This is a genomic window from Sphingomonas lenta (assembly GCF_002288825.1).
Taxonomy (GTDB): Bacteria; Pseudomonadota; Alphaproteobacteria; order Sphingomonadales; family Sphingomonadaceae; genus Sphingomonas; species Sphingomonas lenta.
In genome coordinates this window covers 600,825-625,526 of record NZ_NSLI01000001.1, presented here as the reverse complement: position 1 = coordinate 625,526, position 24,702 = coordinate 600,825, and the positions used below count along the sequence as shown (strand labels likewise).

Annotated in this window: 24 protein-coding genes and 1 tRNA gene; 17 read left to right on the top strand and 8 right to left on the bottom strand. The window is 70.9% G+C overall.

The window, feature by feature from the left end:
* The first annotated feature begins 77 nt into the window (after positions 1-77).
* Both CKY28_RS03025 and CKY28_RS03020 read left to right on the top strand, forming a co-directional pair.
* Complete coding sequence (locus CKY28_RS03025) at positions 78-1,307, top strand: TIGR04063 family PEP-CTERM/XrtA system glycosyltransferase (RefSeq protein WP_095996825.1); 1,230 nt, start codon at positions 78-80, stop codon at positions 1,305-1,307.
* Positions 1,283-1,945, top strand: coding sequence for a hypothetical protein (locus CKY28_RS03020; protein WP_095996824.1), 663 nt, complete (start codon positions 1,283-1,285; stop codon positions 1,943-1,945). The genes CKY28_RS03025 and CKY28_RS03020 overlap by 25 nt, the downstream gene beginning before the upstream one ends.
* Here CKY28_RS03020 and CKY28_RS03015 read toward each other — a convergent pair.
* Together CKY28_RS03015 and CKY28_RS18510 are read right to left on the bottom strand one after the other, a co-directional pair.
* Positions 1,942-2,223: a hypothetical protein gene (locus tag CKY28_RS03015; RefSeq protein WP_095996823.1), complete on the bottom strand. Its 282-nt coding sequence runs from the start codon at positions 2,221-2,223 to the stop codon at positions 1,942-1,944. The genes CKY28_RS03020 and CKY28_RS03015 overlap by 4 nt on opposite strands.
* Entirely contained in the window at positions 2,220-2,396 is a 177-nt protein-coding gene (locus tag CKY28_RS18510; RefSeq protein ID WP_176472928.1) for a hypothetical protein, read from the bottom strand. The genes CKY28_RS03015 and CKY28_RS18510 overlap by 4 nt, the downstream gene beginning before the upstream one ends.
* 120 nt (positions 2,397-2,516) lie before the next feature.
* On the opposite strand from CKY28_RS18510, the gene CKY28_RS03010 reads away from it, so the two are divergent.
* Positions 2,517-3,107: a S24 family peptidase gene (locus CKY28_RS03010; RefSeq protein WP_245841529.1), complete on the top strand. Its 591-nt coding sequence runs from the start codon at positions 2,517-2,519 to the stop codon at positions 3,105-3,107.
* Here the strand turns inward: CKY28_RS03010 and CKY28_RS18505 are convergent.
* The gene (locus CKY28_RS18505; RefSeq protein WP_176472927.1) at positions 3,104-3,271 is read right to left on the bottom strand and encodes a hypothetical protein; all 168 of its coding nucleotides are present in this window, start codon (positions 3,269-3,271) and stop codon (positions 3,104-3,106) included. The two genes, CKY28_RS03010 and CKY28_RS18505, sit on opposite strands and share 4 nt — an antisense overlap.
* Positions 3,272-3,440: 169 nt before the next feature.
* On the opposite strand from CKY28_RS18505, the gene CKY28_RS03005 reads away from it, so the two are divergent.
* The 4 genes from CKY28_RS03005 to CKY28_RS02990 all read left to right on the top strand — a co-directional run bounded on the left by CKY28_RS03005 (position 3,441) and on the right by CKY28_RS02990 (position 11,611).
* The gene (locus tag CKY28_RS03005) at positions 3,441-3,650 is read left to right on the top strand and encodes a hypothetical protein (protein WP_095996821.1); all 210 of its coding nucleotides are present in this window, start codon (positions 3,441-3,443) and stop codon (positions 3,648-3,650) included.
* 81 nt (positions 3,651-3,731) lie between these two features.
* Positions 3,732-5,672: an autotransporter assembly complex protein TamA gene (locus CKY28_RS03000; RefSeq protein WP_095996820.1), complete on the top strand. Its 1,941-nt coding sequence runs from the start codon at positions 3,732-3,734 to the stop codon at positions 5,670-5,672.
* On the top strand, positions 5,672-9,790 hold the full coding sequence (locus CKY28_RS02995) for a translocation/assembly module TamB domain-containing protein (protein WP_095996819.1): 4,119 nt from the start codon (positions 5,672-5,674) through the stop codon (positions 9,788-9,790). Before CKY28_RS03000 ends, CKY28_RS02995 begins: the two co-directional genes overlap by 1 nt.
* Positions 9,791-9,835: 45 nt before the next feature.
* The gene (locus tag CKY28_RS02990; protein ID WP_095996818.1) at positions 9,836-11,611 is read left to right on the top strand and encodes an SLC13 family permease; all 1,776 of its coding nucleotides are present in this window, start codon (positions 9,836-9,838) and stop codon (positions 11,609-11,611) included.
* Positions 11,612-11,763: 152 nt separating this feature from the next.
* On the opposite strand, the gene CKY28_RS02985 is transcribed toward CKY28_RS02990, so the two are convergent.
* The gene (locus CKY28_RS02985; RefSeq protein WP_095996817.1) at positions 11,764-13,185 is read right to left on the bottom strand and encodes an aldehyde dehydrogenase family protein; all 1,422 of its coding nucleotides are present in this window, start codon (positions 13,183-13,185) and stop codon (positions 11,764-11,766) included.
* A gap of 83 nt (positions 13,186-13,268) precedes the next feature.
* Between CKY28_RS02985 and CKY28_RS02980 the strand changes: the two genes are divergently transcribed.
* Together CKY28_RS02980 and CKY28_RS02975 are read left to right on the top strand one after the other, a co-directional pair.
* On the top strand, positions 13,269-14,240 hold the full coding sequence (locus tag CKY28_RS02980) for a quinone oxidoreductase family protein (protein ID WP_095996816.1): 972 nt from the start codon (positions 13,269-13,271) through the stop codon (positions 14,238-14,240).
* Positions 14,241-14,367: 127 nt separating this feature from the next.
* Positions 14,368-15,048 carry a TonB family protein gene (locus CKY28_RS02975; protein WP_095996815.1) on the top strand — a complete coding sequence of 227 codons (681 nt, stop codon included), beginning with the start codon at positions 14,368-14,370 and terminating at the stop codon, positions 15,046-15,048.
* A 10-nt stretch (positions 15,049-15,058) separates the two neighbouring features.
* Here CKY28_RS02975 and ruvX read toward each other — a convergent pair whose 3' ends face one another.
* Together ruvX and CKY28_RS02965 are read right to left on the bottom strand one after the other, a co-directional pair.
* Positions 15,059-15,517: a Holliday junction resolvase RuvX gene (gene ruvX, locus CKY28_RS02970; RefSeq protein ID WP_095996814.1), complete on the bottom strand. Its 459-nt coding sequence runs from the start codon at positions 15,515-15,517 to the stop codon at positions 15,059-15,061.
* Positions 15,514-16,629, bottom strand: coding sequence for a DUF3089 domain-containing protein (locus CKY28_RS02965; RefSeq protein WP_095996813.1), 1,116 nt, complete (start codon positions 16,627-16,629; stop codon positions 15,514-15,516). The genes ruvX and CKY28_RS02965 overlap by 4 nt, the downstream gene beginning before the upstream one ends.
* 68 nt (positions 16,630-16,697) lie before the next feature.
* Here CKY28_RS02965 and gatC point away from each other — a divergent pair, with 68 nt between their 5' ends.
* Genes gatC through CKY28_RS02940 form a run of 5 tightly spaced genes read left to right on the top strand, consistent with a single transcriptional unit; the run spans position 16,698 to position 20,935 of the window.
* Positions 16,698-16,985: an Asp-tRNA(Asn)/Glu-tRNA(Gln) amidotransferase subunit GatC gene (gatC, locus tag CKY28_RS02960; RefSeq protein ID WP_095996812.1), complete on the top strand. Its 288-nt coding sequence runs from the start codon at positions 16,698-16,700 to the stop codon at positions 16,983-16,985.
* Positions 16,985-18,469 (top strand): Asp-tRNA(Asn)/Glu-tRNA(Gln) amidotransferase subunit GatA, encoded by a 1,485-nt coding sequence (gene gatA, locus CKY28_RS02955; RefSeq protein ID WP_095996811.1) that lies wholly within the window; start codon positions 16,985-16,987, stop codon positions 18,467-18,469. Before gatC ends, gatA begins: the two co-directional genes overlap by 1 nt.
* A complete protein-coding gene (locus CKY28_RS18140) occupies positions 18,466-18,870 on the top strand; it encodes a hypothetical protein (protein WP_141243831.1) in 405 nt (134 codons plus the stop codon). Before gatA ends, CKY28_RS18140 begins: the two co-directional genes overlap by 4 nt.
* Positions 18,863-20,326 carry an Asp-tRNA(Asn)/Glu-tRNA(Gln) amidotransferase subunit GatB gene (gatB, locus tag CKY28_RS02945; protein ID WP_095996809.1) on the top strand — a complete coding sequence of 488 codons (1,464 nt, stop codon included), beginning with the start codon at positions 18,863-18,865 and terminating at the stop codon, positions 20,324-20,326. Before CKY28_RS18140 ends, gatB begins: the two co-directional genes overlap by 8 nt.
* Complete coding sequence (locus tag CKY28_RS02940) at positions 20,327-20,935, top strand: hypothetical protein (protein WP_141243830.1); 609 nt, start codon at positions 20,327-20,329, stop codon at positions 20,933-20,935. It abuts the gene before it with no gap.
* Positions 20,936-20,951: 16 nt separating this feature from the next.
* On the opposite strand, the gene CKY28_RS02935 is transcribed toward CKY28_RS02940, so the two are convergent.
* Both CKY28_RS02935 and CKY28_RS02930 read right to left on the bottom strand, forming a co-directional pair.
* Positions 20,952-21,200: a hypothetical protein gene (locus CKY28_RS02935; protein WP_342747126.1), complete on the bottom strand. Its 249-nt coding sequence runs from the start codon at positions 21,198-21,200 to the stop codon at positions 20,952-20,954.
* Positions 21,201-21,211: 11 nt separating this feature from the next.
* A complete protein-coding gene (locus CKY28_RS02930) occupies positions 21,212-21,478 on the bottom strand; it encodes a hypothetical protein (RefSeq protein ID WP_095996807.1) in 267 nt (88 codons plus the stop codon).
* A gap of 94 nt (positions 21,479-21,572) precedes the next feature.
* Between CKY28_RS02930 and CKY28_RS02925 the strand changes: the two genes are divergently transcribed.
* The 3 genes from CKY28_RS02925 (at position 21,573) to CKY28_RS02915 (ending at position 24,490) form a co-directional block, all read left to right on the top strand.
* Positions 21,573-21,657 (top strand) — tRNA-Leu (locus CKY28_RS02925).
* A 66-nt stretch (positions 21,658-21,723) separates the two neighbouring features.
* Positions 21,724-23,424: a trigger factor gene (gene tig, locus CKY28_RS02920; protein WP_095996806.1), complete on the top strand. Its 1,701-nt coding sequence runs from the start codon at positions 21,724-21,726 to the stop codon at positions 23,422-23,424.
* Between the two features lie 139 nt (positions 23,425-23,563).
* Positions 23,564-24,490, top strand: coding sequence for a glycosyltransferase family 2 protein (locus CKY28_RS02915; RefSeq protein ID WP_095996805.1), 927 nt, complete (start codon positions 23,564-23,566; stop codon positions 24,488-24,490).
* The last annotated feature ends 212 nt before the right edge of the window (positions 24,491-24,702 follow it).

The following is a 24,702-nucleotide window of genomic DNA, read 5'->3' as shown; positions in this document are numbered from 1 at the left end:
TCCCTGAACTCGGTCCGTAGCGTTAGCCCCACGCAGTTGACGTCACGTTAAGCGCGCGCGTGGCATGGCCGCCCGCGATGCGCATCCTCCACGTCCTCGACCACGGCCTGCCGCTGCAGAGCGGGTACACGTTCCGTACCCGCGCGATCCTGAAGGCGCAGGAGGCGGTCGGCTGGACGGTCGCGGGCGTCACCGGGCCGCGGCACACGCAGGGCGCGCCGGCGGAGGAGGTCGTCGACGGCCTGCGCTTCTTCCGCACGGCGGGGCCGAGCGGGGGCGTGGTGGGCGAGGCGCGGGGGTTGCTCGCCTTCGCGCGCGCGATCGACGCGGCGGCGGAGCGGTTCCGGCCCGACATCCTCCACGCCCACTCGCCCGCGCTGAACGGCGCGGCGGCCTGGACGGTCGCGCGCCGGCGCGGGTTGCCGCTCCTGTACGAGATCCGCGCCTTCTGGGAGGACGCGGCCGTCGGCAACGGGACGGGATGCGAGGGCTCGCTCAAATACCGGACGACGCGCGCGTTGGAGAACTGGATCGTGGCCCGCGCCGACGCGGTCGCGGTGATCTGCGAGGGGCTGCGGTCCGACCTCGTCGCGCGGGGCGTTCCCGCGGACAAGTCGGTCGTCTCGCCCAACGGCGTTGACCTCACGCTGTTCGGCGATCCGCCACCCCGCGACGAGGCGCTGGCGGCCGAGCTGGGACTGGCGGACGCCGACACGGTCGGCTTCATCGGCAGCTTCTACGATTACGAGGGGCTGGACGACCTGATCGCCGCCATGCCCGCGCTCGTCGCGGCCCGGCCGCGGGCGAGGCTGCTGTTGGTCGGCGGCGGGCCGATGGACGCGGGCTTGCGCGCCCAGGCGGCGGCGTCGCCCGCCGCCCACGCGATCCGCTTCGTCGGGCGTGTGCCGCACGGGGAGGTCGAGCGCTATTACGGTCTCATTGACGTGCTCGCTTACCCACGCAAGCGCATGCGCCTGACCGACCTCGTCACGCCGCTGAAGCCGCTGGAGGCGATGGCGCAGAATCGGCTCGTCGCCGCATCCGACGTGGGCGGACATCGCGAGCTGATCCGGGACGGTGACACGGGCACGCTGTTTCCGCCCGACGATCCGCAGGCGATCGCGCGGGCGCTGGCGGCGCTGTTCGAGCGCCGCGAGGGCTGGGACGCGCGGCGGACGCGGGCTCGGGCGTTCGTCGAGCGCGAGCGTAACTGGTCGTCAAACATTCAGCGCTACCAGCCCGTTTACCAGCGGCTCGTCGCGGCCGCGCAGTCGAGTAAGCCATGGCCACGTCCCGTCTCCGCCTGAGTTCACTGCCGACGCTGGGCGGCGTCGCGTCGGGCGTGCTCGTGGCGGCGGCGTTCGCGTTCATCCCCGCCGGGCCGCTCGAGTCGACCGTGGAGTTGGCTGGCCTGCCCGCGATGCTCCCCGCCGCTCGGCCGCCGCTCGGGTCCACCGCGCGGCTTCTCTTGGCGTCGGGCGGCGGCCTGTTCACGGGCGCGACCGTCTGGGCCGCGCTGTACCTGCTGTTCGGGCCGGGCGGACCGTTCGCCAAGGCGGGCGGGACGGACGGGATGCCGCAGGTCCGAGTCGCCGACGCGCACCCGGACGCGCCGCCGCGCAAACCCTTCTCCGCGGCCGATTTCGAAGCGCCGCCCCCGCCCGTTCCCGCGCCGCCGCCCGTCGAGCAGCCGCTGCCGCGCGACCTCGACCAGCCGCTCTCGGCGTTCGATCCCGCCGCGATCCCCGCCGCGCCCAAGCCACCCGTCCGCCCGGTCGAGCCGATCGCGCCGCGCCCCGCCAGGCTCGCGCCCGGCGAGCGGATCGAGAGCTTCGAGATTTCCCCGCGCCACGCCGAGGAGACGGGCGCGCCGTCGATCGAAGCATTGCTGGATCGATTGGAGCAGGGGACATCGCGCCGCCAGGACCTCCGGCGCGCCGGTTAGGCGTCCTGCAGCAGGAGAGCGCGCAGTTCCGCGCCGCGTATCTCCAGATCGGCGACGTACCAGCCCCGCATCGGTAGGTCGGCGTCGGGTAGTCCGGCCAGCCACCCCGCCCCGCCGGTGCCGGTGATGCTCAGGACCAGCTCGACCCGCTCACCGATGAAAGTCGCGCTCGCCCAGCTTCGGCTGCGGGCATCCCGCACCTCCAGCCGCAAGCCCGCGACGCGGGCGCCGGCGTTCAGCGCGCGGGTGAGCAGCGCGATCGCGTCGGGCTTCCTCACGCCCGGTGCTCGCGCATGAACGCCTCGACGCGCGCGCGCACCGACGGGCCCAGCTGCCGACCGCGCAACATGTCGCCGACGAGCCGCGGGTCGTTGACCGCGAGCCGGCCGAACTTGGTGGGCGGCAGGCCCGTCCGCCGGCAATAGCGGTTGATCTCCCACAACAGCGACATGGTGCGACTCCGTCCGACTCGTTCCGTGTTCCCGGTCTGTTCCGCAGAATCCAACTTGTCTAGGATATTTCCTATGCGTAACGGGATGGCGTGGAGGACGAGGATCCGAGGACGGCGCTGATGCGCGCGGCTGGAGCGCGGGGGATCAGCCTCGCGGCGCTGTCGTCGGCGATCCGGCGCAACCCGGCCTATCTCCACCAGTTCGTGACGCGCGGCAGCCCCCGCGCGCTGGCCGAAGGGGACCGGCGCACGCTGGCGGCGATGCTCGACGTCTCGGAGCGGGCGCTGGGCGGGCCGCCCGGACCCGAGCCGGCCTTCGTCCTACCGCGATTGGACGTGCAGGCTTCGGCGGGGCCGGGCGCCTACGCCGATTCGGACCTGGTGCTGGGCGTCGACGCGGTCGACCCTACGCTGGCGCGCGCGCTCAAGCTCACGCCGGGGCAGGCCGGGCTGATCACCGTGCGCGGCGACTCGATGGAGCCGCAGCTCAACGACGGCGACCAGCTGATCGTGGACACGTCCGACCGGCGGCCGGGCAAGACGGCGCGCGTGTACGTGATCCGAGTCGACGGCGCGCTGATGGTCAAGCGCGTGCGGGCGGGGCGCGGCAAGCTGGAGGTCACGAGCGACAATCCGGACGCGCCGCCCGTGCCCGACCTGGCCGTCGAGGTGGTCGGGCGTGTCGTGTGGCGGATGGGCGCGCCGCGCTAGCGGCGAGTGCGCAACCAGATCGCGACCGCCAGCGCCGTCCCCGCCGCGAAGCCGATCACCAGCCCGGCCACCGGCTCGCGCTGGATATAGCCGACAATGAATCCGCCGAGCGAGCCGAGCGCGATCAGCGAGCCGCCGGCGGCGGAGGGGCGGGAGCGGGCCATGCGCCGGCCCTGCCACGTCCCGCCGCGGGACGGAAGCCCGGCCCGGAACGGGACGGGCGGGGCGGTCCGCGCGGGGCCGTTTACCACCGTGTGGAGCCGCGCCGCGACGTTCGTGACCGTTCGGCACGCGCCTTGAAGACGGGTACGGCAGAACACCGAAGGACTTGCATTGCCTCCTCTCCCGTATCTCGACGGACGTTCGGTTTCCGACGCCGACCAGCTCATCGCCGCCTTCGGTGCGCACGCCTGCGCCGAGGCGTCGGCGCGCGCCGACCGGAGCCGCGACTTGGGCAACCACGTCCGCTTCTGCCACTGGCGGCAGGTGGAGCGGCTGATCGAGCTCCTGTCGGTCCCCGGCGCGGTGGGCACCGTCCACTAGCGCCTAAACGTCGCGGGCGCGCGACGAAGGTCCGCAACCGGCCCTGTTCCCGCGCGTTATGAGCCGCTAGACCGGCCACCGATGTTCCGTCGAGTGGGGTGGTACGGTGCGGCCGCGACCGCCGCGTGCCTCCTGCTGCCCCCGATCGCGCGCGCGCAGGTTGCGCCGGCGCAGGAGCTCGACCCCGCCGAACTCGACCCTGGCGCGCCGCTTGCGCCCATGCCCGACATCGGCGTCGACTGGCCGACGCTCGATCCCGAACCCGAACAGCCCGAGGAGCGCACCACCGACGCCGCGGCCGAGACGCGCTACGCGTTCCGCATCGACGGGCTGGACGGAATCGGCGGGCCATTGCTGCGCCAGCGCTTCGCCGAGGCGTCTACGCTCGACGCCAACGACGGCGACCCGGCCAACGCCGCCCAGCTCGACCGCCGCGCGCGCGAGGACGCGGGGCTCCTCGTCGAGCTGCTGAGGGCGGAAGGCTATTACGACGCGCAGGTCGCGACTCGCATCGAACCGGGCACCCGCCCGCTGGTGGTGCTGGAGGCGGAGCCGGGCCAGCTCTACCGCTTCGCCGGCGTCGAGCTGAAGGGCGTCGACGGGGCGGGCGGCAAGGCGGACGAGCTCCGCCGGTCGCTCGGCGTCGCTCCCGACGCGCCCGCCAACGCCGACGCGGTCGCCGCGGGCGAGCAGGCGCTCCGTCAGCGGCTCGGGCGCGAGGGCTTCCCGTTCGCCGAGGTGGGCGAGCCGGAGATCGTCGTCGACCGAGCCGCGCGGACGGCCACGCTGGAGCTGGCGTTGCAGCCCGGCGCGGAGGCGCGGTTCGGGCGGCTCCTGCCGCTGCCCGGCAATCGCGTGTTCGGGGCCGACCACGTCCAGACGATCGCGCGTTTCCGGCCCGGCGAGCCGTTCGATCAGGCGGGCGTCGACGACCTCCGCCGCGCCTTGGTGCAGACGGGGCTGGTGTCCTCCGTCGAGCTCAGGCCGCAGGCGGGCGCCGCGCCCGGCACGGTTGACCTGGGCTACCGGCTCGAGCCCGCGCCGCCGCGCACCATCGCGGGCGAGCTCGGCTACGGCACGGGCGAGGGCGCGCGCGCGGAGGTGAGCTGGACGCACCGCAACTTCTTCCCGCCCGAGGGTGCGCTGACGGTGCGCGGCGTGCTCGGCACGCAGGAGCAGGTCGGCGCGGTCGTGCTCCGCCGCAACAATTTCGGGCAACGCGACCGCGTGCTCACCGCCCAGTTCGCCGTCGCGCACCTGGAACGCGACGCGTTCGAGGCGGACACCTTCTCGCTCTCCGCGCAGCTGGAGCGGCAGACCAACATCTTCTTCCAGAAGAGCTGGACCTGGTCGGTCGGCGCCGAGCTGCTGGCGTCCGACGAGCGCGACGTGGTCGCCGCGACCGGCGAACCGCGGCGGCGCACCTTCTTCATCGCCGCGCTGCCGACGAGCCTCACCTATGACGGATCGGACGACCTGCTGAACCCTAGCCGCGGCTTCCGGCTCGGCGGGCGCTTGAGCCCCGAGCTGTCGCTGCAGGACCGGGTGTTCGGCTACACGCGCGCGCAGGTCGACGCGAGCGTCTACACGCCCGTGCGTTCGAACGTGGTGCTGGCGGCGCGCGCGCGGGTCGGCACGATCCTGGGCGCGCCGCGTGATGCCGTGGCGCCGTCCCGCCGCTTCTACGCCGGCGGCGGCGCGTCGGTGCGCGGCTACGGCTTCCAGCAGATCGGGCCGCGCGACCCGAGCAACGACCCGATCGGCGGCCGCAGCTTGGCCGAGCTGTCCGTCGAGGCGCGCGTGCGCGTGCTCGGCGACTTCGGCGTGGTGCCGTTCCTCGACGCGGGCAATATCTACACGGAGGCGCTGCCGCGCTTCACGGGCATGCGCTTCGGAACGGGCTTGGGCGTCCGCTACTATTCCAGCTTCGGCCCGATCCGCGTCGACGTGGGCACGCCGATCAACCGCCAAGCCGGCGACGCGCGGGTGGCGGTGTACGTGTCGCTGGGCCAGGCCTTCTGATGACGCGCTGGTTGCGCCGGATCGCGGCCGCGCTCGCCGCGCTGCTGGTCCTGTTCGGGCTCGCGCTGATCCTGGTCGATACCGACACCGGCCGGCGCTGGGTGGCGCAGCGGATCGGCGAGGTCCGGACCGCAAACGGGTTGCGCTTCACCGTCGGACGGATCGACGGCTCGATCTACGACGCCGCGCGGCTACGCGACCTGCGCGTCTACGATCCGCAGGGCCTCTTCCTCCACTCGCCGGAGGTGGCGCTCGACTGGCGGCCCGCGGACTGGATCTTCAACCGGCTGGCGATCGACTCGCTCGTCGTGCCTAGGGCGACGCTGCTGCGCACGCCGCGCCCGCGTCCGACGGGACGGCAGGGACCGATCCTGCCCGGTTTCGACATCCTGATCGGCCGCGCGAGGATCGACCGCCTCGTCCTAGCTCCGCCCGTGCTCGGGCGCGAGCGGGTCGGATCGCTCGACGCGCGCGCCGATGTCCGGGACGGCCGCGCGCTGATCGATTTGCAAGCGGTTGTAGAAGGCAGCGACCGGCTGGCGCTACGCGTCGATGCCGCGCCCGACCGCGACCGGTTCGACATGGACCTCGCCGCGCGTGGGAGCCCGAACGGGGTGCTCGGGCGGCTGATCGGCACGACACGGCCCGTCGCGCTTCGGGTGGCGGGCGACGGTCGCTGGGCTAGGTGGCGCGGCACGGCTACGGGCGTGATCGGCCCCGTGCGCGTCGCCGACTTGGCGCTTGCCAATGACGCCGGCCGCTACGCGCTCTCGGGCCGGCTCGCGCCTTCGCTGCTGCTGCGCGGGCGGCTTCAGCGCCTGACCGCGCCGCGCGTGCTGGTCAGCGGCACCGGCACGTTCGCGAACCGCCGGCTCGACGGCGGGCTCTCCCTGCGCTCACCCGCGCTCGCGCTGGAGGCGGGTGGCGTGCTCGACCTCGCCGCCAACGCCTGGCGCGACGTCCGGATCAAGGGGCGGCTCGACCGGCCGGAGGCGCTGTTCCGCAATATGACGGGCCGCGCGATCGCGTTGCGGGCGATCCTCGACGGCCCGCTACGCCGCCCCAAGCTCGACTACCGCCTCGCCGCCGAGCGCTTCGCCTTCGACCGCACCGGCTTCGAGCAGGCGCGCGCCGCGGGCGTCGTACGATTCGGGCCGTCGCCGGTCGTCGTGCCCGTCCGCTTCACCGCGGCGCGCGTGACGGGCGCGGGCGACGTGGCGGGCGGCATTCTGCGCAATCTGCTGATCGACGGGCGGCTGCTCGTCACCAGCCGGTTCGCCACCGGGGACGACCTGCGGCTACGCTCCGACCAGCTCAGCGGCCGCGTCGGCCTGCAGCTCGACCTCAGGACGGGCGAGTATCAGGTGTCGCTCAACGGCGCTCTCGACCGCTACCTGATCCCCGGTCTCGGCTTGGTCGAGGTCCGGTCGAACTTACGTGTCGTACCCGGCCCCGACGGACGGGGCATGCGTGTCGCGGGGCAGGGGACCGCGCGCGTGCTGCGTCTCGACAACGCCTTTTTCCGCAGCATGGCGGGCGGCCTGCCTCAGATCGTCACGGGCCTGGAGCGCGGGCCGGACGGCATCCTCTACTTCCGCGACCTCGTCCTGACCGGGCCGAGCATCCGGCTGACCGGGAACGGCTATCGTCGCCGGGACGGCACCTTCTTCTTCGAGGGCGCGGGCAGGCAAGCGCGCTACGGCCCCGTGACGCTCCGGCTCGACGGCCGCATCGAGCGGCCCACGTTCGACCTGCGCTTCGCCAGCCCCGCGCCGAGCCTCGGGCTGACGAACGTCGTCGCCCACCTCGACCCCAATCCACAGGGCTTCAGCTATCGCGCGGAGGGCGGGTCGCGTCTCGGCCCGTTCCGCTCGCAGGGCGCGATCCTGCTCCCCCCTGGCGGTACCGCGGTCGTCGCGGTCCAGGCGCTCGACGTGGCGGGCACGCGAGCGAACGGGAATGTCGCGATCGTCACCGGCGGCTTCGACGGGCGGCTCCGCGTGTCGGGCCGAGGCGTCTCGGGCGGGATCGCGTTGCGCCCGGTCGGCGACGTCCAGCGTGTCGAGGCGCATCTGGAGGCCAGCGGCGCGCAGTTCGCGGGCAACGCGCTTCGCCAGGGCCGCCTCGATCTCGTCGCGCTGCTAGACCCGGCGGGCACCTCGATCGAGGCGAGCGCGTCCGGCCAGGGCCTGCGCCACGGCCGCCTCAGCCTCGCGCGTTTCGCCGGCGAGGCTCGCTTACGCGGCGGCGTTGGCGAGGTGCGCGGGTCGATCGCCGGCACGCGCGGCCGCGCGTTCGACGTGCGGACGGTCGTGCAGGTCGCGCCCGACCGCTACGTCGTGCGCGCGGACGGCACGCTCGACCGGCGACCGCTGCGCCTGCTCACCCCCGCCGTGCTGACGCGCGAGGGCGAGGGCTGGCGCATGGCCCCGGCGCGGCTGAGCTTCGCGGGCGGGGAGGGCAGCGTCGGCGGCCTGTTCGCGCCCGACCGCTTCGCGATCGACGCCCGCCTCCAGCGCATGCCGCTCGCGATCCTCGACATCGGCTACCCCGGCCTCGGCCTGTCCGGCGTCGCGTCGGGCGACCTCGCGCTCGTGCTGCCCAGCGCCGCCGCGCCGACCGGGCGCATGAACTTGACCGTGCGCGGGCTGAGCCGCCCGGGCCTGGTGTTGACCTCGCGGCCGATCGACATGGGCCTGGCCGGCGTGCTCTCGCCCGACCGCCTAGGCGTGCGCGCCGTCATGGCGTCGGGCGGGCGCACCGTGGGCCGCGCGCAGGCGCTGTTCACGCCGCTGTCGGGCGGCGACTTGGAGACGCGGCTCGCGAACGCGCCGATGATGGCGCAGCTTCGCTACAGCGGGCCGGCGGACACGCTGTGGCGGCTCACCGGCATCGAGCTGTTCGACTTGTCGGGTCCCGTCGCCATCGCCGCCGACTTGCGCGGGCGTATCGATGATCCGGTGATCCGCGGCGTCGTGCAGACGAGCGGCGCACGGATCGAGAGCGCGCGCACCGGCACCGTGCTCACCGACGTACGCGCGACGGGACGGTTCGGCGGATCGCAGCTCGTCATCCAGCAGTTCGCCGCCAAGGCGGGCCGCGAGGGCACGGTCACCGGCGCGGGCCGCTTCGACTTCGCCGCCGCGAACGGCATCGGCATGGACTTGAGGCTCCAGGCCGAGCGCGCGCCCATGATCGCCCGCGACGACATCGCCGCGACCGTTACCGGGCCGCTCGTCTTCCGCTCCGACGGCGCGGGCGGCATGATCACGGGCGACGTGGTGCTGGAGCGCAGCCGCTACCGCCTCGGCCGCGCGACCGCCGCGACCGCGCTGCCCCGCGTGCGCGTCCGCGAGATCAACGTGCCCGGCGGCGCGGACGAGGAAGGCGCCGCGCCCGTCCGCCCCTGGACGATGGACGTGCGCGCGCGCGCCAAGAACGAGGTGTTCGTCACCGGCCTCGGCCTCAACAGCGAGTGGTCGGCCGACCTGCAGATCGGCGGCCAGCCCAACAACCCGGCGATCACGGGGCAGGCGAGGCTGATCCGCGGCGACTACGAGTTCGCCGGCCGCGAGTTCGACCTCGACCGCGGCGTGATCCGCTTCGACGGCGAGGTGCCAGCCGACCCCGCGCTCGACATCGCGGCGAACGCGAGCGGGGCGGGGCTGAACGCGCAGATCCGCGTGACGGGCAACGCGCTCCGTCCGCAGATCGGCTTCACCAGCACGCCGCCGCTGCCCGAGGACGAGCTGCTGTCGCGTCTGCTGTTCGGCACGTCGATCACCAACCTGTCCGCGCCCGAGGCCCTCCAGCTCGCCGCCGCCGTCGCCGCGCTCCGCAACGGCGACGCGGGGCTGAACCCGATCAACGCCGTCCGCCGTGCGGCCGGGCTCGACCGCCTCCGCATCCTCCCCGCCGACCCGCAGACGGGGCAGGGGACCTCGGTCGCCGCGGGCAAATACGTGACGCGCCGCCTCTACGCGGAGATCGTCACCGACGGCCAGGGCTACTCCGCGACGCGCGTGGAGTTCCAAATGACGCGCTGGCTCTCCTTGCTGTCCAGCATCTCCACCATAGGCCGCCAAAGCCTCAACGTCCGGGTTTCGCGCGATTATTAGCGGCTGAGCGGAGCGGAACGTCATCCCGCCTGTTCAGCCCCGCACATGACCACGCCCCAGTTGCTGTCCGTCGCCACGCTCATCGGCATGATGGCGCTCTTCATCTGGGGCAGGTTCCGCTACGACGTCACCGCGATCATCGCGCTGCTCACGGCCCTGGCGGTCGGCGTGGTCGAGCCCGAGGACGCCTTCAGCGGCTTCTCCGATGACATCGTGGTTGTCGTCGCCTCCGCGCTCGTGCTCTCCGGCGCGGTGCAGCGCTCGGGCGTGATCGAGCGCGCGCTGGGCGTGGTCGGACGACGGATCAGGCGCATGCGCGGCCAGTTGCTAGTGCTCACCGCGTCAGTCGCTTTCTCCTCGGCGCTGGTGAAGAACATCGGCGCGCTCGCCATGCTCATGCCCGCCGCGGTCCAGATGGCGAAGAAGTCGAACAGCTCGCCCTCCTGCTTCCTCATGCCGATGAGCTTCGCCGCCCTGCTCGGCGGCCTCATGACGCAGGTCGGCACCTCGCCCAACATCATCGTCAGCCGCGTGCGCCAGCAGATGACGGGCGAGCCCTTCACCATGTTCGACTATCTGCCGGTCGGGCTGGGGCTGACGCTGATTGGGCTCGCGTTCCTCGCTTTCGGCTACCGCCTACTGCCGGGCGGGCGACGAGCGGCGCCGACCATGGGCGAGGCGCTGGACATCAAGGGCTACGTCACCGAGGCGGAGGTGACGGAGGGCTCGGCCGCCGCCGGCGAGACGGTGGCGGGCTTCCTCGAACGCCACGACCGGGAGATCACCGTCACGCAGGTGCTGCGCTCCGGCATGCGCAGCGCGCCCATGCCCGACATGACCCTGCGGGAAGGCGACACGCTGATCCTCGGTGGCGAACCCGATGCGCTGGAACGCGCCATTGCGCGCGACAAGCTCAAGCTGGAAGGCGAGCACCGCGAGACGGAGACGGTGTCCGACGAAGACGAGGTCGGCGTGATCGAGGCGGTGGTGAACGTGAACTCGCCATTAGTCGGCAGCAGCGCCGGGCGGCTCGACCTGCAGCGGCGGCACGGCGTCAACCTCGTCGCGGTCTCGCGTCAGGGCGAAAGGCTGACGCGCCGCCTGGCCGAGACGACGCTCAGGGGCGGCGACGTGATCGTGCTCCAGGGCTCGCTCACGCAGCTGCCCGAGAAGCTGCGCGAGCTCGGCTGCCTGCCGCTTGCGGAACGGACGCTCCGGCTCGGGACCAGCCGGCGCGGCTATCTCGCGGTCGGGATTCTCGCGGCGGCGATGGCGGCAACAGCGGTCCAGCTCGTGCCGGTCGCGGTCGCGTTCTTCGCCGCGGCGGGGCTCGTCATCATCACCGGCGCGCTGCCCGTGCGCGAGGCGTACGACCACATCGAGTGGTCGATCCTGGTGATGCTAGGCGCGCTGATCCCCGTCAGCGACTCGCTCCGCAGCACGGGTGCGTCGGACGTGATCGCGACTTGGCTCGCCCAGACCGCAACGATCCTGCCCGCCTGGGGCGCGGTGGCGCTGATCCTGGCCGCGGCGATGGCGGTGACCCCGTTCCTCAACAACGCCGCCACCGTGCTCGTCATGGCCCCGATCGCCGCTACCTTCGCGGGCGACCTCGGCTACCGGCCCGAGGCGTTCCTGATGGCGACCGCGGTGGGGGCGGGGTGCGACTTTCTCACGCCCATCGGGCACCAGTGCAATACGCTGGTGTTCGGCCCGGGCGGCTACAAGTTCGGCGACTACGCCCGCCTGGGCGCGCCGCTGTCGCTGCTCGTGCTTATCCTCGGCACGCCGCTCCTGATCGCAGTCTGGCCGCTGCGCTGATCCTAAATCCTCCCCCCGCCCTACGGCGGGGGAAGGAAACCAGCGAAGCTGGTGGAGGGGGAACAACGGGATGCGGCATCACCCTGTACCCCCTCCACCACTCGCTATGCGAGCGGTCCCCCTCGCCCGCGCCTTCGATGCGGGGGAGGAACTTAGGAAGGCAGTCCCACGACCGTCTTCACCTCCACGAAGTCCGCCAACCCGTACTTCCCATTCTCGCGCCCGTTACCTGACTGCTTATACCCGCCGAAGGGCGCGGCGATGTCGGGACTCCAGCTGTTGATCGTGACCAGCCCCGCGCGGAGCTTGGGCGCGATCTTCGCCGCCTTTTCTGGATCACCGGTGATCGTCGCCGACAAACCGTAGGGTGTGCCGTTGGCGATACGGATCGCCTCCCCCTCGTCGTCGTACGCTGTGATCGTCGCTACGGGGCCGAACACCTCTTCCTGCGCGATGCGCATGTCGGGGGTGACGTCGGCGAACAGCGTCGGGCGGACGTAATAGCCCGCGTTGCGCCCGTCCGGCCGGCCGGGGCCGCCCGTCACCAGGGTCGCGCCCTCGTCGATCGCCGACTGGATCAGGCCCTGGATCTTCTCGAACTGCGCCTTGTTGACGACGGGGCCGATATGCTGGCCCATCTCGGCCGGATCGCCGACGGGCGTCTGCTCCATCATCGACTTGATCACCTGCGTGGCGTCCGCGACCTGGCTCTTGTGGATCAGCAGCCGCGTCGGCGCGATGCAGCTCTGGCCGGAATTGGCGAGCACGCCCGCCACCGTGTTCGGCAGCAGCGACAGGTCCGCGCCTTCGAGCACCAGGTTAGGCGCTTTGCCGCCCAGCTCCTGATGCACGCGCTTGACCGTCGTCGCCGCGGCTTGCGCGACCGCGATGCCGGCGCGGGTCGAGCCGGTGAAGCTCACCATGTCCACGTCCGGGTGCGCCGACAGCGCTGCGCCTACGCCCGGCCCGTCACCGTTGACGAGGTTGAACACGCCCGCGGGCACGCCCGCCGCGTCCAGCACCTCGGCCAGGATGATCGCGCAGGTCGGCGCCTCCTCCGACGGCTTCAGTACCATCGTATCGCCCGCCGCGAGCGCGGGGGCGACCTTGGCGCAGATCTGGTTGAGCGGCCAGTTCCACGGCGTGATCATCGCCACCACGCCCAATGGCTCGTGAACCACCTTGGCGCGGCCGACCTGCTCCTCCCACTTGAAGTCGGCGAGCGCCTTCAGCGTCGCCATGAAGTGCCCGAGCCCGGTCGGTGCCTGCGCCATGGTGGCGAGCCCCATCGGCGCGCCCATCTCCTCGCTCATCGCCTTGGCGAAATCGGGGATGCGCTTCTTATACTCCTCCGCGATCCGCTGGAGCTGGGCGGTGCGCTCCTCCACGCTCGTCTGCGACCAGCTCTCGAACGCGCGGCGGGCGGCGGCGACAGCCTTATCGACGTCGGCGGGGGTGCCGAGCGTTATCTCGGTGACGGGCTGCTCGGTCGACGGGTCGATGACGGCCCAAGTGCGGCCGCCCTCCGACTCGACCCACTGGCCGTCGATATAGTGTCTGAGGTAGCTCTTCATCGCGCCTCTCCATGAGCCTCGTTCGAAAACGCGGTTTGCTGCGGGTGCAGGCCGGTTGCAACCCGAAACGAGAGGTGAGGGGCATGGAACGCGTCGCGATGATCGAGCGGACAGGTGGGCCGGAGGTTATCGGCTGGCGCGAGGTCGAGCTGCCGCCGCCCGGTCCAGGCGAGGTCCGGATGCGGAACACCGCGATCGGTCTCAACTACATCGACACCTACCATCGGTCGGGCATCTACCCGGTCCCGCTGCCGGGCGGGCTGGGCATGGAGGCGGCGGGCTTGGTCGAGGCGGTGGGCGAGAACGTCGATCTACGCCCAGGCGACCGCGTCGCGACCTTCGGGCCGAGCCGGGGCGCCTACGCCACCGCGCGCAACCTGCCCGCGACCGAGCTCTTTCGCCTGCCCGACGACGTGGACGACCGCACCGCGGCCGCCATACTGCTCAAGGGCTGCACCGCCGAATTCCTCATCGAGCGCTGCGCGCATGTGCGGGCGGGCCAGATCGTGCTCGTCTGGGCGGCGGCGGGCGGGGTGGGGCAGATCCTCGTCGGCTGGCTGAAGCGCGTCGGCGCGACGGTGGTCGCCGTCGTCGGCACGGAAGAAAAGGCGGCGCGCGTGCGCGAGCTCGGGGCCGACCACGTGCTGCTGCACAGGCATGAGGACGTCGCCGCTCGCGTGCGCGAGATCACGGGCGGCGAGGGCGCGGACGTGTCGCTCGACAGCGTCGGCCAAGCGAGCTGGGAGGCGTCAATGAACAGCCTCAAACGCCGCGGGCTGCTCGTCAGCTACGGCAACGCGGGCGGGCCGGTGACGGGCGTCAACTTAGGGCAGCTCGCGGCCAAAGGATCGCTGTTCGTGACGCGGCCCACGCTGTTCGACTACTATCGCGAGCCCGGCGAACGTGCTGCCGGCGTCGAGCGCCTGTGGTCGATGCTGCGCGACGGCGCGATCCGGCCGGAAGTTGGGCAGACATTCGCGCTCGCCGACGCCGCCGACGCCCATCGTGCACTGGAAGCGGGCGAGACGCGAGGCAGCACCTTGCTCCTCCCCTGACCTGATCGGCGCGTCGAAGCCGGCTTGCACGGAACAATGTTACACTATAACGTGTTCCGCACGTGATGTTGCAACATCGCGCATGCCGACCGGGCATGAGGCCCGGCGGCGACCGAGGAGAGGTCTCATGGCCTACGCAGACCAGAAGCAGAACAAGACGATCGCTATGGGCTCCGCCGCGCTCGTGCAGCTCGGATTGGGCGCGGCGCTCCTGACAGGTTTCGTGGTGACCACCGCGCCGAGGCCGAAGGCGCCACCCACCGTCGTGAAGCTCATCCCGCTGGACAAGCCGATCGAAACGCCGCCCCCGCCCGAGCCGGTCAAGGAGGTCGTTGAGCGCGTGGACACGCCCGTGCCGCCGCTCCACATCCCCGAAGCCGTCGTGCCTCGGCCCGATACGGTCGATCTCGTCGGCACCACGGTGATCACGCCTCCACCGCCTCCCGTCCCGCCGATCCGGATCGAGATCGCCCCGCCGCCGACCCCGCCCGTCGCGCCGCCCGTGAACCTGTCGCGCGGGCTGCAGCCGCGGGGCGACCAGGGCTACTGGTTTCCGCGGGACAGCTACCCCGCCGCCGCGCGACGGGCCGGCGCGGAAGGGCGGGTGAGCGTCACGGTCGACGTGGGCGTGACCGGCCGCGTCACGGGCTGCCGCGTCGCGGTCTCGAGCGGCAACGAGGACCTGGATCAGACCACCTGCCGGCTGGCGACCCGCAACGGCCGCTTCACCCCCGCGCTCAACGCGGCGGGCGAGCCCGTCCCAGGCACGTTGACGCTGCGACCGGTGCGCTGGACGCTGGAGGAGTAGTCGCCGACGGCTACTGCGCCGCCAGCGCATCGATTGCACCCTGAAGAATGTAGGCGGCCGCCATCTTATCCACCAGTTCCGCCCGCTTGGCCCGGCTCGCATCCTGCTCCAACAGGGTGCGGGTCACGGCCTGGGTGGACCAGCGCTCGTCCCACAGGAACACCGGCCCCAGATCCTCGACGTTGCGCGCAAAGGCGCGCGTCGACTGCGAGCGGGGGCTCTCCGTCCCGTCCAGGTTGAGCGGCAGGCCGATCACGAGCCCCGCCACTTGCTGCTGACGGATCAGGTCGGCGAGCGCGGCCTTGTCCTTCTGGAACTTGGTTCGGCGGATAAGCAGGGCGGGGGAGGCGAAGCTCCACCCCGCGTCGCACAGCGCCGTGCCGATCGTCTTGGTGCCCACGTCCAACCCGATCAGCCGCCCGCCCTCCGGCAGCGCCGCGCGAAACGCGTCGCGGTCGGCGGTGATCACCGCGCCTGGAACGCCCGGAGCCGCCGGCCCACGTCCGCGCGGACATTGGCCCAGAACAGGCTGTAGTCGTACACGTGGTAGTTGTTGCCGGGCAGCACGTAGCGGGTCAGGTTCGGCGGCTCGCCGATGAGGAGGAACCCGCGCCCACCGTCGCACCGGGCCGGAACCGCGTTCGGAACAATGGTGGCCGTGTTCAGGTCTTCGGACGGCACCAGCGTGCCCAGATTCGCGCTCGCCGGGGCCGCGCCGTTCGCCGTGCCCGTCAGCGGGTTGGTGCACACGAACGGCGTACCGCGCCGCGACTGTCCGTTGAAGCCCGTCGTCGCATCGTACGTCTCGGTGATCAGCGACGTATCCGCCGGCTCGGCGAAGCTCTGCCACGACAGGACGCAGCCCGCCTGCTCGCCCGTCCGACACTCCGGCAGTCCGAGCGCGGCGAGGTCAGTCGCGCGCGACACGGGCCAGCCCACGACGTACGCTGCGACCACGCGATCCCGCAGCGCCGGCTCACGCGCCACTCTCTCACGCAGCAGCGTCGTCAAATGCAGCCCACCCTGGCTATGCCCGGCCAGCACGATCGGGCGGTCCTCGTCCACCTGGCGCAGGAACGCGTCGAATGCCGCCTCCACATCACGGTATGCGAGGCCGAGTGCTCGGTTCGAGTCCTCCTCGTTCGTCAGGAACGCGCCGAACGTGGCCTGGCGGTAGCGCGGCGCGTACACGTCGCCGGCTTCGTTGAACGCGCTCGCCTGGCCGCGCACGAACACGCCCGTGCGAAAGCGCGTTTCCCCGTCCGGCTCCATCGGCGCGTTCCAGCTGTCGCGCGAGATGTACGAAGTGGGGTGGATGAAGAACACCGCGGCGGGCGGGTTCGCGGCGCGCTGATAACCCGACGGCGTCCACTGCGCCGGGTTGCCGGCGAGCCGCGGATGGGCGACCCACATGCGCGGGTCGTCATAGGCACGCGAAGCTGTGGCGGCTTGCGCCTTGAACGCTTCGCCCGGCACGAGCGCGGCCTTGATCAGGTCGTTGCCGAACAGGCGGTAGGCGAAGGCGCCGGCGATGAACAACACCGTGATCGCCGCGACGACGTACAGGAACTTGCGGGCCATGTGCCTGCGCCCTTGCCGGAAGCGCGGCGCGCTTGCAACGCCGCTCCCTGCGCGTTAGCCGCCCGCCCATGTCAGTCGACGAAGCAACCGTGAAACGCATCGCGAAGCTCGCCCGCATCGCGATCAGCGACGAAGAGGCGCACCATTACACGCCCGAGCTCAACAACATCCTCGGCTGGATCGAGCAGCTGGGCGAGGTCGACACGTCGGGCGTCGAGCCGATGACGGCCGTGATCCCCAACAAGCTGCGCCTTCGCGAGGACGAGGTGACCGACGGCGGCATCCGCGATCAGGTGCTCGCCAACGCGCCCCAAGCCGAGCACGGCTTTTTCACCGTGCCTAAGGTGATCGAGTAATGGCCGACATCACCGATCTCGGCGTTGCCGGCCTTCGCGACGGCTTCCGCTCCGGCGCCTTCTCCGCGCGCGAAGCCGCCGAGGCATTCAGCGCCAAGGTCTCGCGAGCGAAGGCGCTCAACGCCTTCCTGGTCGAGACGCCCGACCATGCGCTTGGCCAGGCCGACGCCGCCGACCGGGCGCGCGCGGCCGGCGAGGAGCCGAAGCCGCTCGCGGGCGTGCCGCTCGGCATCAAGGACCTGTTCGCGACCCGCGGCGTCGCGACCACGGCCGCGAGCCACATCCTGGAGGGCTTCACGCCGCCCTACGAGTCCACCGTCACGCAGAACCTCTGGAACGCGGGCGCGGGCATGCTGGGCAAGCTCAACATGGACCAGTTCGCGATGGGCTCGTCTAACGAGACGAGCTATTTCGGCAACGTAATCTCGCCCTGGCGGCGCAAAGACGGGAGCAACGCCCCGCTAGCACCCGGCGGATCGTCGGGCGGCAGCTCGGCGGCGGTGGCGGCGCGGCTGTGCCCGGGCGCGACCGGCACCGACACGGGCGGCTCGATCCGACAGCCCGCGGCTTTCACCGGCATCAGCGGCATCAAGCCGACCTACGGCCGCTGCTCGCGCTGGGGCACGATCGCCTTCGCGTCGAGCCTCGACCAGGCGGGTCCCATGGCCCAGGACGTGCGCGACTGCGCGATCCTCTTGGAGGCGATGGCCGGCTTCGACCCCAAGGACGCGACCTCGCTTCAGCTCGACGTGCCGCGGTGGGAGGCGAACCTCTCGTCCGACATGAAGGGCAAGCGGGTCGGCGTGCCCGTCGAGTACCGCGTCGACAACATGCCCGAGGAAATTGAGGCGCTGTGGCGGAAGGGCGTTGAATGGATGCGCGGCGCGGGCGCAGAGATCGTCGAGGTGTCGCTCCCGCACACCAAGTACGCGCTCCCCGCCTACTACATCATCGCGCCCGCCGAGGCCTCGTCCAACCTCGCCCGCTACGACGGCGTTCGCTACGGCCTGCGCGACCTGCCCGACGGAGCAGGGCTGCAGGACATGTACGCCGCGACCCGCGCCGACGGCTTCGGCCCCGAGGTCAAGCGCCGCATCATGATCGGCACCTACGTGCTGTCGGCCGGCTTCTACGACGCCTACTACACCCAGGCGCAGAAGGTCCGCGCGCTCATCGCCCGCGATTTCGAGCAGGCATGGGAGAAGTGCGACGTCCTACTGACGCCCACCGCGCCGAGCGCCGCTTTCGCCCTGGGCGAGAAGTCGGCGGACCCGATCGCGATGTACTTGAACGACGTGTTCACCGTGCCGAGCTCGCTCGTCGGACTGCCCGCGATGTCAGTGCCGGGCGGCCTCGACAAGCAGGGCCTACCGCTCGGCCTGCAGATCATCGGGAAAGCGCTGGACGAGCAGTCCGTGCTGAACGCGGGACTGGCGATCGAAGAACGGGCCGACTTCAAGGCGCGGCCGGAGGCTTGGTGGTGAACCAGCCATCTCGCCGGACACGCGTCGCCGAACTGTTCAAGGTTAGATCGCGGTCCGCTGACCTTGTATTCGGTGGGGCGTTGGGCGCATACATAGGGCTGGGGTTTTCAAGACAGCAGGTTGATCTCGGTAGTGACCTGTTGCTCGCCGCAATCTTGTTCGAGCTCGCGATCGGAGCCAATTTCATCATCTTATTCGGGGAGTATGTCGCTCGCCGCCAAGGTAAGTACGTGAGACGCTATCTTGGTGGCGCGCTGGTATATGTCTTCGTGCTTAGCGTTTCGGCGATCGCAGCCGGCCTGGATTGGCGAATTTTGATGGCCATGATGGGAGCTTGGCTCGCGTTCGCAGGGCTGTCCGGATACGTGACGAGGGTGGACGAGAAGGAACTTGATGTCTGACTATCGTATCCAGGGCGCGACGGGCGAGTGGGAGGTCGTGATCGGCCTGGAGGTCCATGCGCAGGTCACGTCCAACGCCAAGCTCTTCTCGGGCGCGGCGACCGCGTTCGGCGCGGAGCCGAACTCGCAGGTGTCGCTCGTCGACGCCGCCATGCCCGGCATGCTGCCCGTGCCGAATAAGGAGTGCATCCGCCAGGCGGTGCGCACCGGCATGGCGCTGGAGGCGCAGATCAACCGCTGGTCCCGCTTCGACCGCAAGAACTACTTCTACGCCGACCTGCCCCAGGGTTATCAGATCAGCCAGCTCTATCACCCGCTCGTCGGCGAGGGCGCGATCGAGGTCGCGGTGGACGAGAAGAACCCGGACGCGACCAAGACGATCGGCGTCGAACGCATCCATGTCGAGCAGGACGCGGGCAAGCTGATGCACGACCAGCACCCGACACGCTCGTACGTCGACCTCAACCGCTCGGGCGTGGCGCTGATGGAGATCGTCTCGCGCCCCGACATGCGCTCGCCCGCCGAAGCCGGCGCGTACCTGCGCAAGCTCCGTAACGTTCTGCGCTACGTCGGCAGCTGCGATGGCAACATGGAGGAAGGCTCCATGCGCGCCGACGTCAACGTCTCGGTGCGCCGCCCCGGCGAACCGTTCGGCACGCGCACGGAGACCAAGAACGTCAACTCGGTCCGGTTCGTCATGCAGGCGATCGAGCACGAGGCGTCGCGCCAGGTCGACGTGCTGGAGGGCGGCGGGCAGATCGTCCAGGAGACGCGGCTGTTCAACCCGGACACGGGCACGACGCGGTCGATGCGTTCCAAGGAGGACGCGCACGACTATCGTTACTTCCCCGATCCCGACCTGCTCCCCCTCGAGCTGGACGACGCGTTCCTGGAGGAGTGCCGCGCCTCGCTCCCCGAGCTACCCGACGCCAAGCGCCGCCGCTACGAGGCTGCGGGGGTGAGCCCCTACAACGCGGGCGTGCTGACCGCCGAAGTCGAGACCGCCCGCTGGTTCGACGCGCTGCTCGAAGCAGGTTCCGACGCGAAGCAGGCGTCGAACTGGGTCGCGGCAGAGCTGTTCGGCGCGTTGAACCGCCTCGGCCGCTCGATCGAGGACTGCCCCGTTTCGCCGGCCCAGGCCGCCGAACTCCTCAAGCTCGTTGCCGACGGCACGCTGTCGGGCAGCCTGGCGAAGCAGGTCTTCGAGGTTATGCTCGAGACCGGCGACGACGCGGGCAAGATCGTCGAGGAGCGCGGCCTCAAGCAGACCAGCGACACCGGCGCGATCGAGGCGGAAATCGCCAAGGTGATTGCCGCCAATGCCGACAAGGTAGCCGAGTACCGTTCGGGTAAGGACAAGCTGTTCGGCTTCTTCGTCGGCCAAACGATGAAGGCGATGGGCGGCAAGGCCAATCCGGGCGTCGTCAACGAGCTGCTGAAAAAGGCGCTGGGCTGAGTGCCAGCCCGCGTGGTCGCCGTCTCGCTCGCGATCCTGTCGAGCGGAGCCGCGGCCGCGCAGACCTCGACCAGCTACGTCGTCGCGCCGATCCGGTCGGAGCTGTCCGGGTCGGACACGGTCGGCGCGTTGCGCTCCGGCCTGATCTGCGCCCCCGCCGGCAAGCTGCGCTGGTCGGACGTCGCGCATGATCCCGCCCGCGCGGCGCGCCTCGTTGCAACGACTTTAGGCGAGCGCGGCGTCCGAGCCGACATGCCCGCGGACGATCGCATCGGCAGCCCACCCGTGGGCGAGCGACGCATCGTCGGCGACGTAATCCGCCTCGAGGCAAGCGCCTGCCTCAAACAGTACGGCCTGCTACGGAAGCTCAGCCCCAAACGCTCGATGAGCGGTCGCGGCGAGATCGCGATCCGCTGGCGCGTTCACCGCACGGGTGTGCGCGAGCCCGAAGCGACCTACGTCACCTGCGCCGATTTCGCGCTGAACGGCGATGCCCGACAACCGGACGCGCTGCTGGATCAGGGCATCGCGGCCGCCGCTCGCGACTTCGGCGACCTGCTCACGGGCAAGCCGGCGAGCCCGCGCTGCGAGGAAGCGACGGCCTCCTGAGCGCGGGCGGCTTGCACTACTGCTGCGTCAGCCCCTGGTTCTTCACTTCGCCGCCGTCGCCGCTCACGCCCGAATACTCGCCCGACTTGGTCATCGGGTCCGGCTCCGGTCCCCCCTCGCCGCGAGCCATCGCATCGGAGCGGGATTGAACCATCTGCTCCAGGTCCGACCGCGGATCGCCGCGGTCGTCGCCCGTCGGGCGGAGTTCCGGGTCGGTGCCGCTCGCCTGCGGCATGCCGTTCGGCTGCGCTTCCTGATCCTGCATACCCGCGCTCCTCAGCGGCTCGTGCCGGCGAGGCCGCCGGTCTCGCTCGTCATCCGGTCGGTCGAGCCGATATCGTCCGTGTCGCCCGGCTCGCGGTCGCCGACGCGGCTCGATGAGCCGAAGCCCATCGGGCTGGCCGTGCCCGGATCGTCGGGCATGGTGCCGGGCGAGGGCTGATCGAAATCGGGCGAGGGCGCCGGAAACTCGGTCGGGGCGGGATCGGGCGAGACGGGCTGGCTGGGCACGGGCGTCTCGGGCGGGGGCTGGGTGGCCATCATGTTTCTCCTTCGACCCACCAACGCCCCGTGTCGCCCGCGGTTGCGCTCCCGCGCCGCCCGTTATAGGACCGCCCGCGACGGCGGGTCCGTATGTGCGGGCGTGGCGGAACTGGTAGACGCGCTGGATTTAGGTTCCAGTATCGCAAGATGTGGGGGTTCGAGTCCCTTCGCCCGCACCAGTCCCGCCCGGCTCAGCGGGACAACCTCTCCGCCGAACAGGTTTCCACTTCTTTCGAAGGCGTAAGATGCAGACTGTCGAGACGTTGAACGAGGGCCTCCGCCGCGCCTACCGCCTGACCATCACCTCCAAGGAGATCGACGCGCGTGTCGATCAGGAGCTGAAGCGCATCGCGCCGCAGATCCGCATGCCCGGCTTCCGCCCTGGCAAGGTCCCTGCCAACCTCGTCCGCAAGATGCACGGCCCCGCGATCCAGCAGGACGCGCTCAACAGCTCGATCCAGCAGGGGGTGCAGTCGCTCATGGCCGAGAAGCAGCTCCGCCCGGCGATGCAGCCCTCCGTCGAGCTCGGCGAGGGTTACCAGCCCGGCGGCGACGCGGAGGTCACCGTCTCGCTCGAGGTGCTGCCCCAGGTGCCCGCGCCCGCGATCGAAGACCTGAAGCTCGAGCGCCTGACCGTTCCCGTCAGCGACGAACAGGTCGACGAGCAGATCGCCAAGTTCGCCAGCGGCGCAAAGCGGTGGGAGGATGCCGGCGACAAGGCGGCGGAGCAGGGCGATCTTGTCGTCACCGACTTCATCGGCAAGACGATGGACGGCGTCGCGTTCGAGGGCGGCACGGGCGAGGACATGTCGGTCGAGATCGGCTCGGGCCGCCTCATCCCCGGCTTCGAGGACCAGATCGTCGGCGCCAAGGCGGGCGAGGAGCGCCGGATCACCGTGACCTTCCCGTCCGACTACCAAGCCAAGGAGCTGGCCGGCAAGGACGCGACGTTCGATCTCACCATCAAGGCCGTGAAGACCGCGGGCGAGAGCAAAATCGACGACGAGCTCGCGAAGAACTTAGGGTTGGAGTCGCTCGAGCAGCTGCGCGGCCTGATCCGCGGCCAGATCGAGCAGGAGCACAACCAGCTCACCCGCACGCACATGAAGCGCAAGCTGCTCGACCAGCTCGCCGAAGGCCACGACTTCGAGGTCCCGCCGTCGATGGTCGACGCCGAGTTCAACCAGATCTGGGCGCAGCTCGAGCATGAGGCGACGCACGAGGCCGACCCGGACAAGGCGCGTGCCGACTTGGAGTCCGAGCGCGACGATTACCGCCGCATCGCCGAGCGCCGCGTGCGCCTGGGGCTGCTCTTGTCGGAGATCGGCCAGGCGAACGGCGTCGAGGTCAGCCAGCAGGAGATGAACCGGCTGATCGCGCAGGCGGCGCAGCAATACGGCCCCGAGGATCGCCAGCGCTTCATCCAGTACGTCCAGCAGGAGCCGATGGCCGCCGCCCAGCTGCGCGCGCCGCTGTACGAGGACAAGGTCGTCGACTTCCTGTTCGGCAAGGCGGAGATCACCGATCGCGAGACCAGCCGCGAGGAGCTGGAGCGCGCCATCGAGAGCGAGGACGGCTTCGCGACCGGTACGCACGTCCACACGCACGATGACGAGGACGGCCATGTGCACGGGCCGGGCTGCGGCCACGACCACGCCGAGGCCGCTTCCGCCGAGCAGGCCGCGCCGGTGAAGAAGCCGCGCGCGAAGAAGGCGAAGGGTGAAGACGCGGCGGTCGCGCCCGAGGTGATCGCCATTGAGACCGAGGACGCGCCCAAGGCCAAGAAGCCGCGCGCGAAGAAGGGCGCCCCGATCGAGGCGGAGACGCAGGTGCTGGAGTCCAGCCCGGTCGCCGCGGAGGCCGCCGAGGGAACGACCGCCGAAGATGCGACCGTGCCCGTAGCCAAGAAGCCGCGCGCGAAGAAGGCCAAGGCGGCCGAGGCCTAAGCGCGTCGGCTAATCTCTCCCGTCATGCCGGACTTGTTCCGGCATTCATCGTTGTGCGCACGATCCGGCCGGTATGCGCGTACGACGATGGACCCTGGAACAGGTCCGGGGTGACGGCTGGGATGGAGAAAGGGCGGTCATGACTCAACCACGCATCGCCGTTCTGCTCCCCTGCTACAATGAAGAGGCCGCGATCGCGCAGACGGTCGCGGGCTTCCGCGCCGCGCTGCCGACCGCGACGGTCTACGTCTACGACAACAACAGCCGCGACCGCACCGTCGAGGTCGCGCGCGCGGCCGGCGCGGTCGTCCGGTCTGAGCGCATCCAGGGCAAGGGCGCGGTGGTCCGCCGCATGTTCGCCGACGTGGACGCGGACGTGTACGTGATGGCGGACGGCGACGCGACCTACGACGCGGCCTCCGCGCCCAAGCTCGTCGGCAAGCTGCTGGACGAGCAGCTCGACATGATCGTCGGCTCCCGGATCGGCGAGGCGGTCGAGGCGTACCGCCGCGGCCACCGCTTCGGCAACAAGCTCCTGACCGGCATGCTCGCGCGCCTGTTCGGGCGCAGTTTCACCGACATCCTGTCCGGCTATCGCGTCTTCTCGCGCCGCTTCGTGAAGAGCTTTCCCTCGCTCTCCGCCGGATTCGAGATCGAGACGGAGATCAGCGTCCACGCGCTAGAGCTGAAGATGCCCTGCGCCGAGGTGCCCACGCCCTATTTCGCCCGCCCGGAAGGCTCCGCGTCCAAGCTCAGCACCTACGGCGACGGCTGGCGTATTCTGTCCACCATCCTGACGCTGTACCGGATCGAGCGGCCGCTCCTGTATTTCGGCGCATTCGCGGCGTTCCTGGCGGCGCTCTCGGTCGCGCTCGCCATCCCGCTGGCGATCACATACGCCGAGATCGGTCTGGTGCCGCGCTTTCCGACGGCGATCCTCGCGACGGGCCTGATGATCCTCGCCGCGCTCAGCTTCTTCGCAGGTCTGATCCTGGACACGGTCGTCCGTGGTCGCCGCGAGGTGAGGCGGCTCGCCTATCTGGCCCATCCGGCGCCAGGCGCCTGACGGCGGCGGCTTGCCAAGTTGGAGAACCGCGCCCAGCCTTCGGGCATGATCGCCATCTTCGACCCGTTCGGCCGTTCGACCCGCCTTCCAAACCTTGCCTGGGGGCGGTTCCGGCCGGGACGTAGGCTGAAGTTCCTGAACTTCCAGCGCCGCGACTCGGGACCTCCGACTTCACTCAACACCTACCCCGGACGGGGGTTGAACAAGCCTTC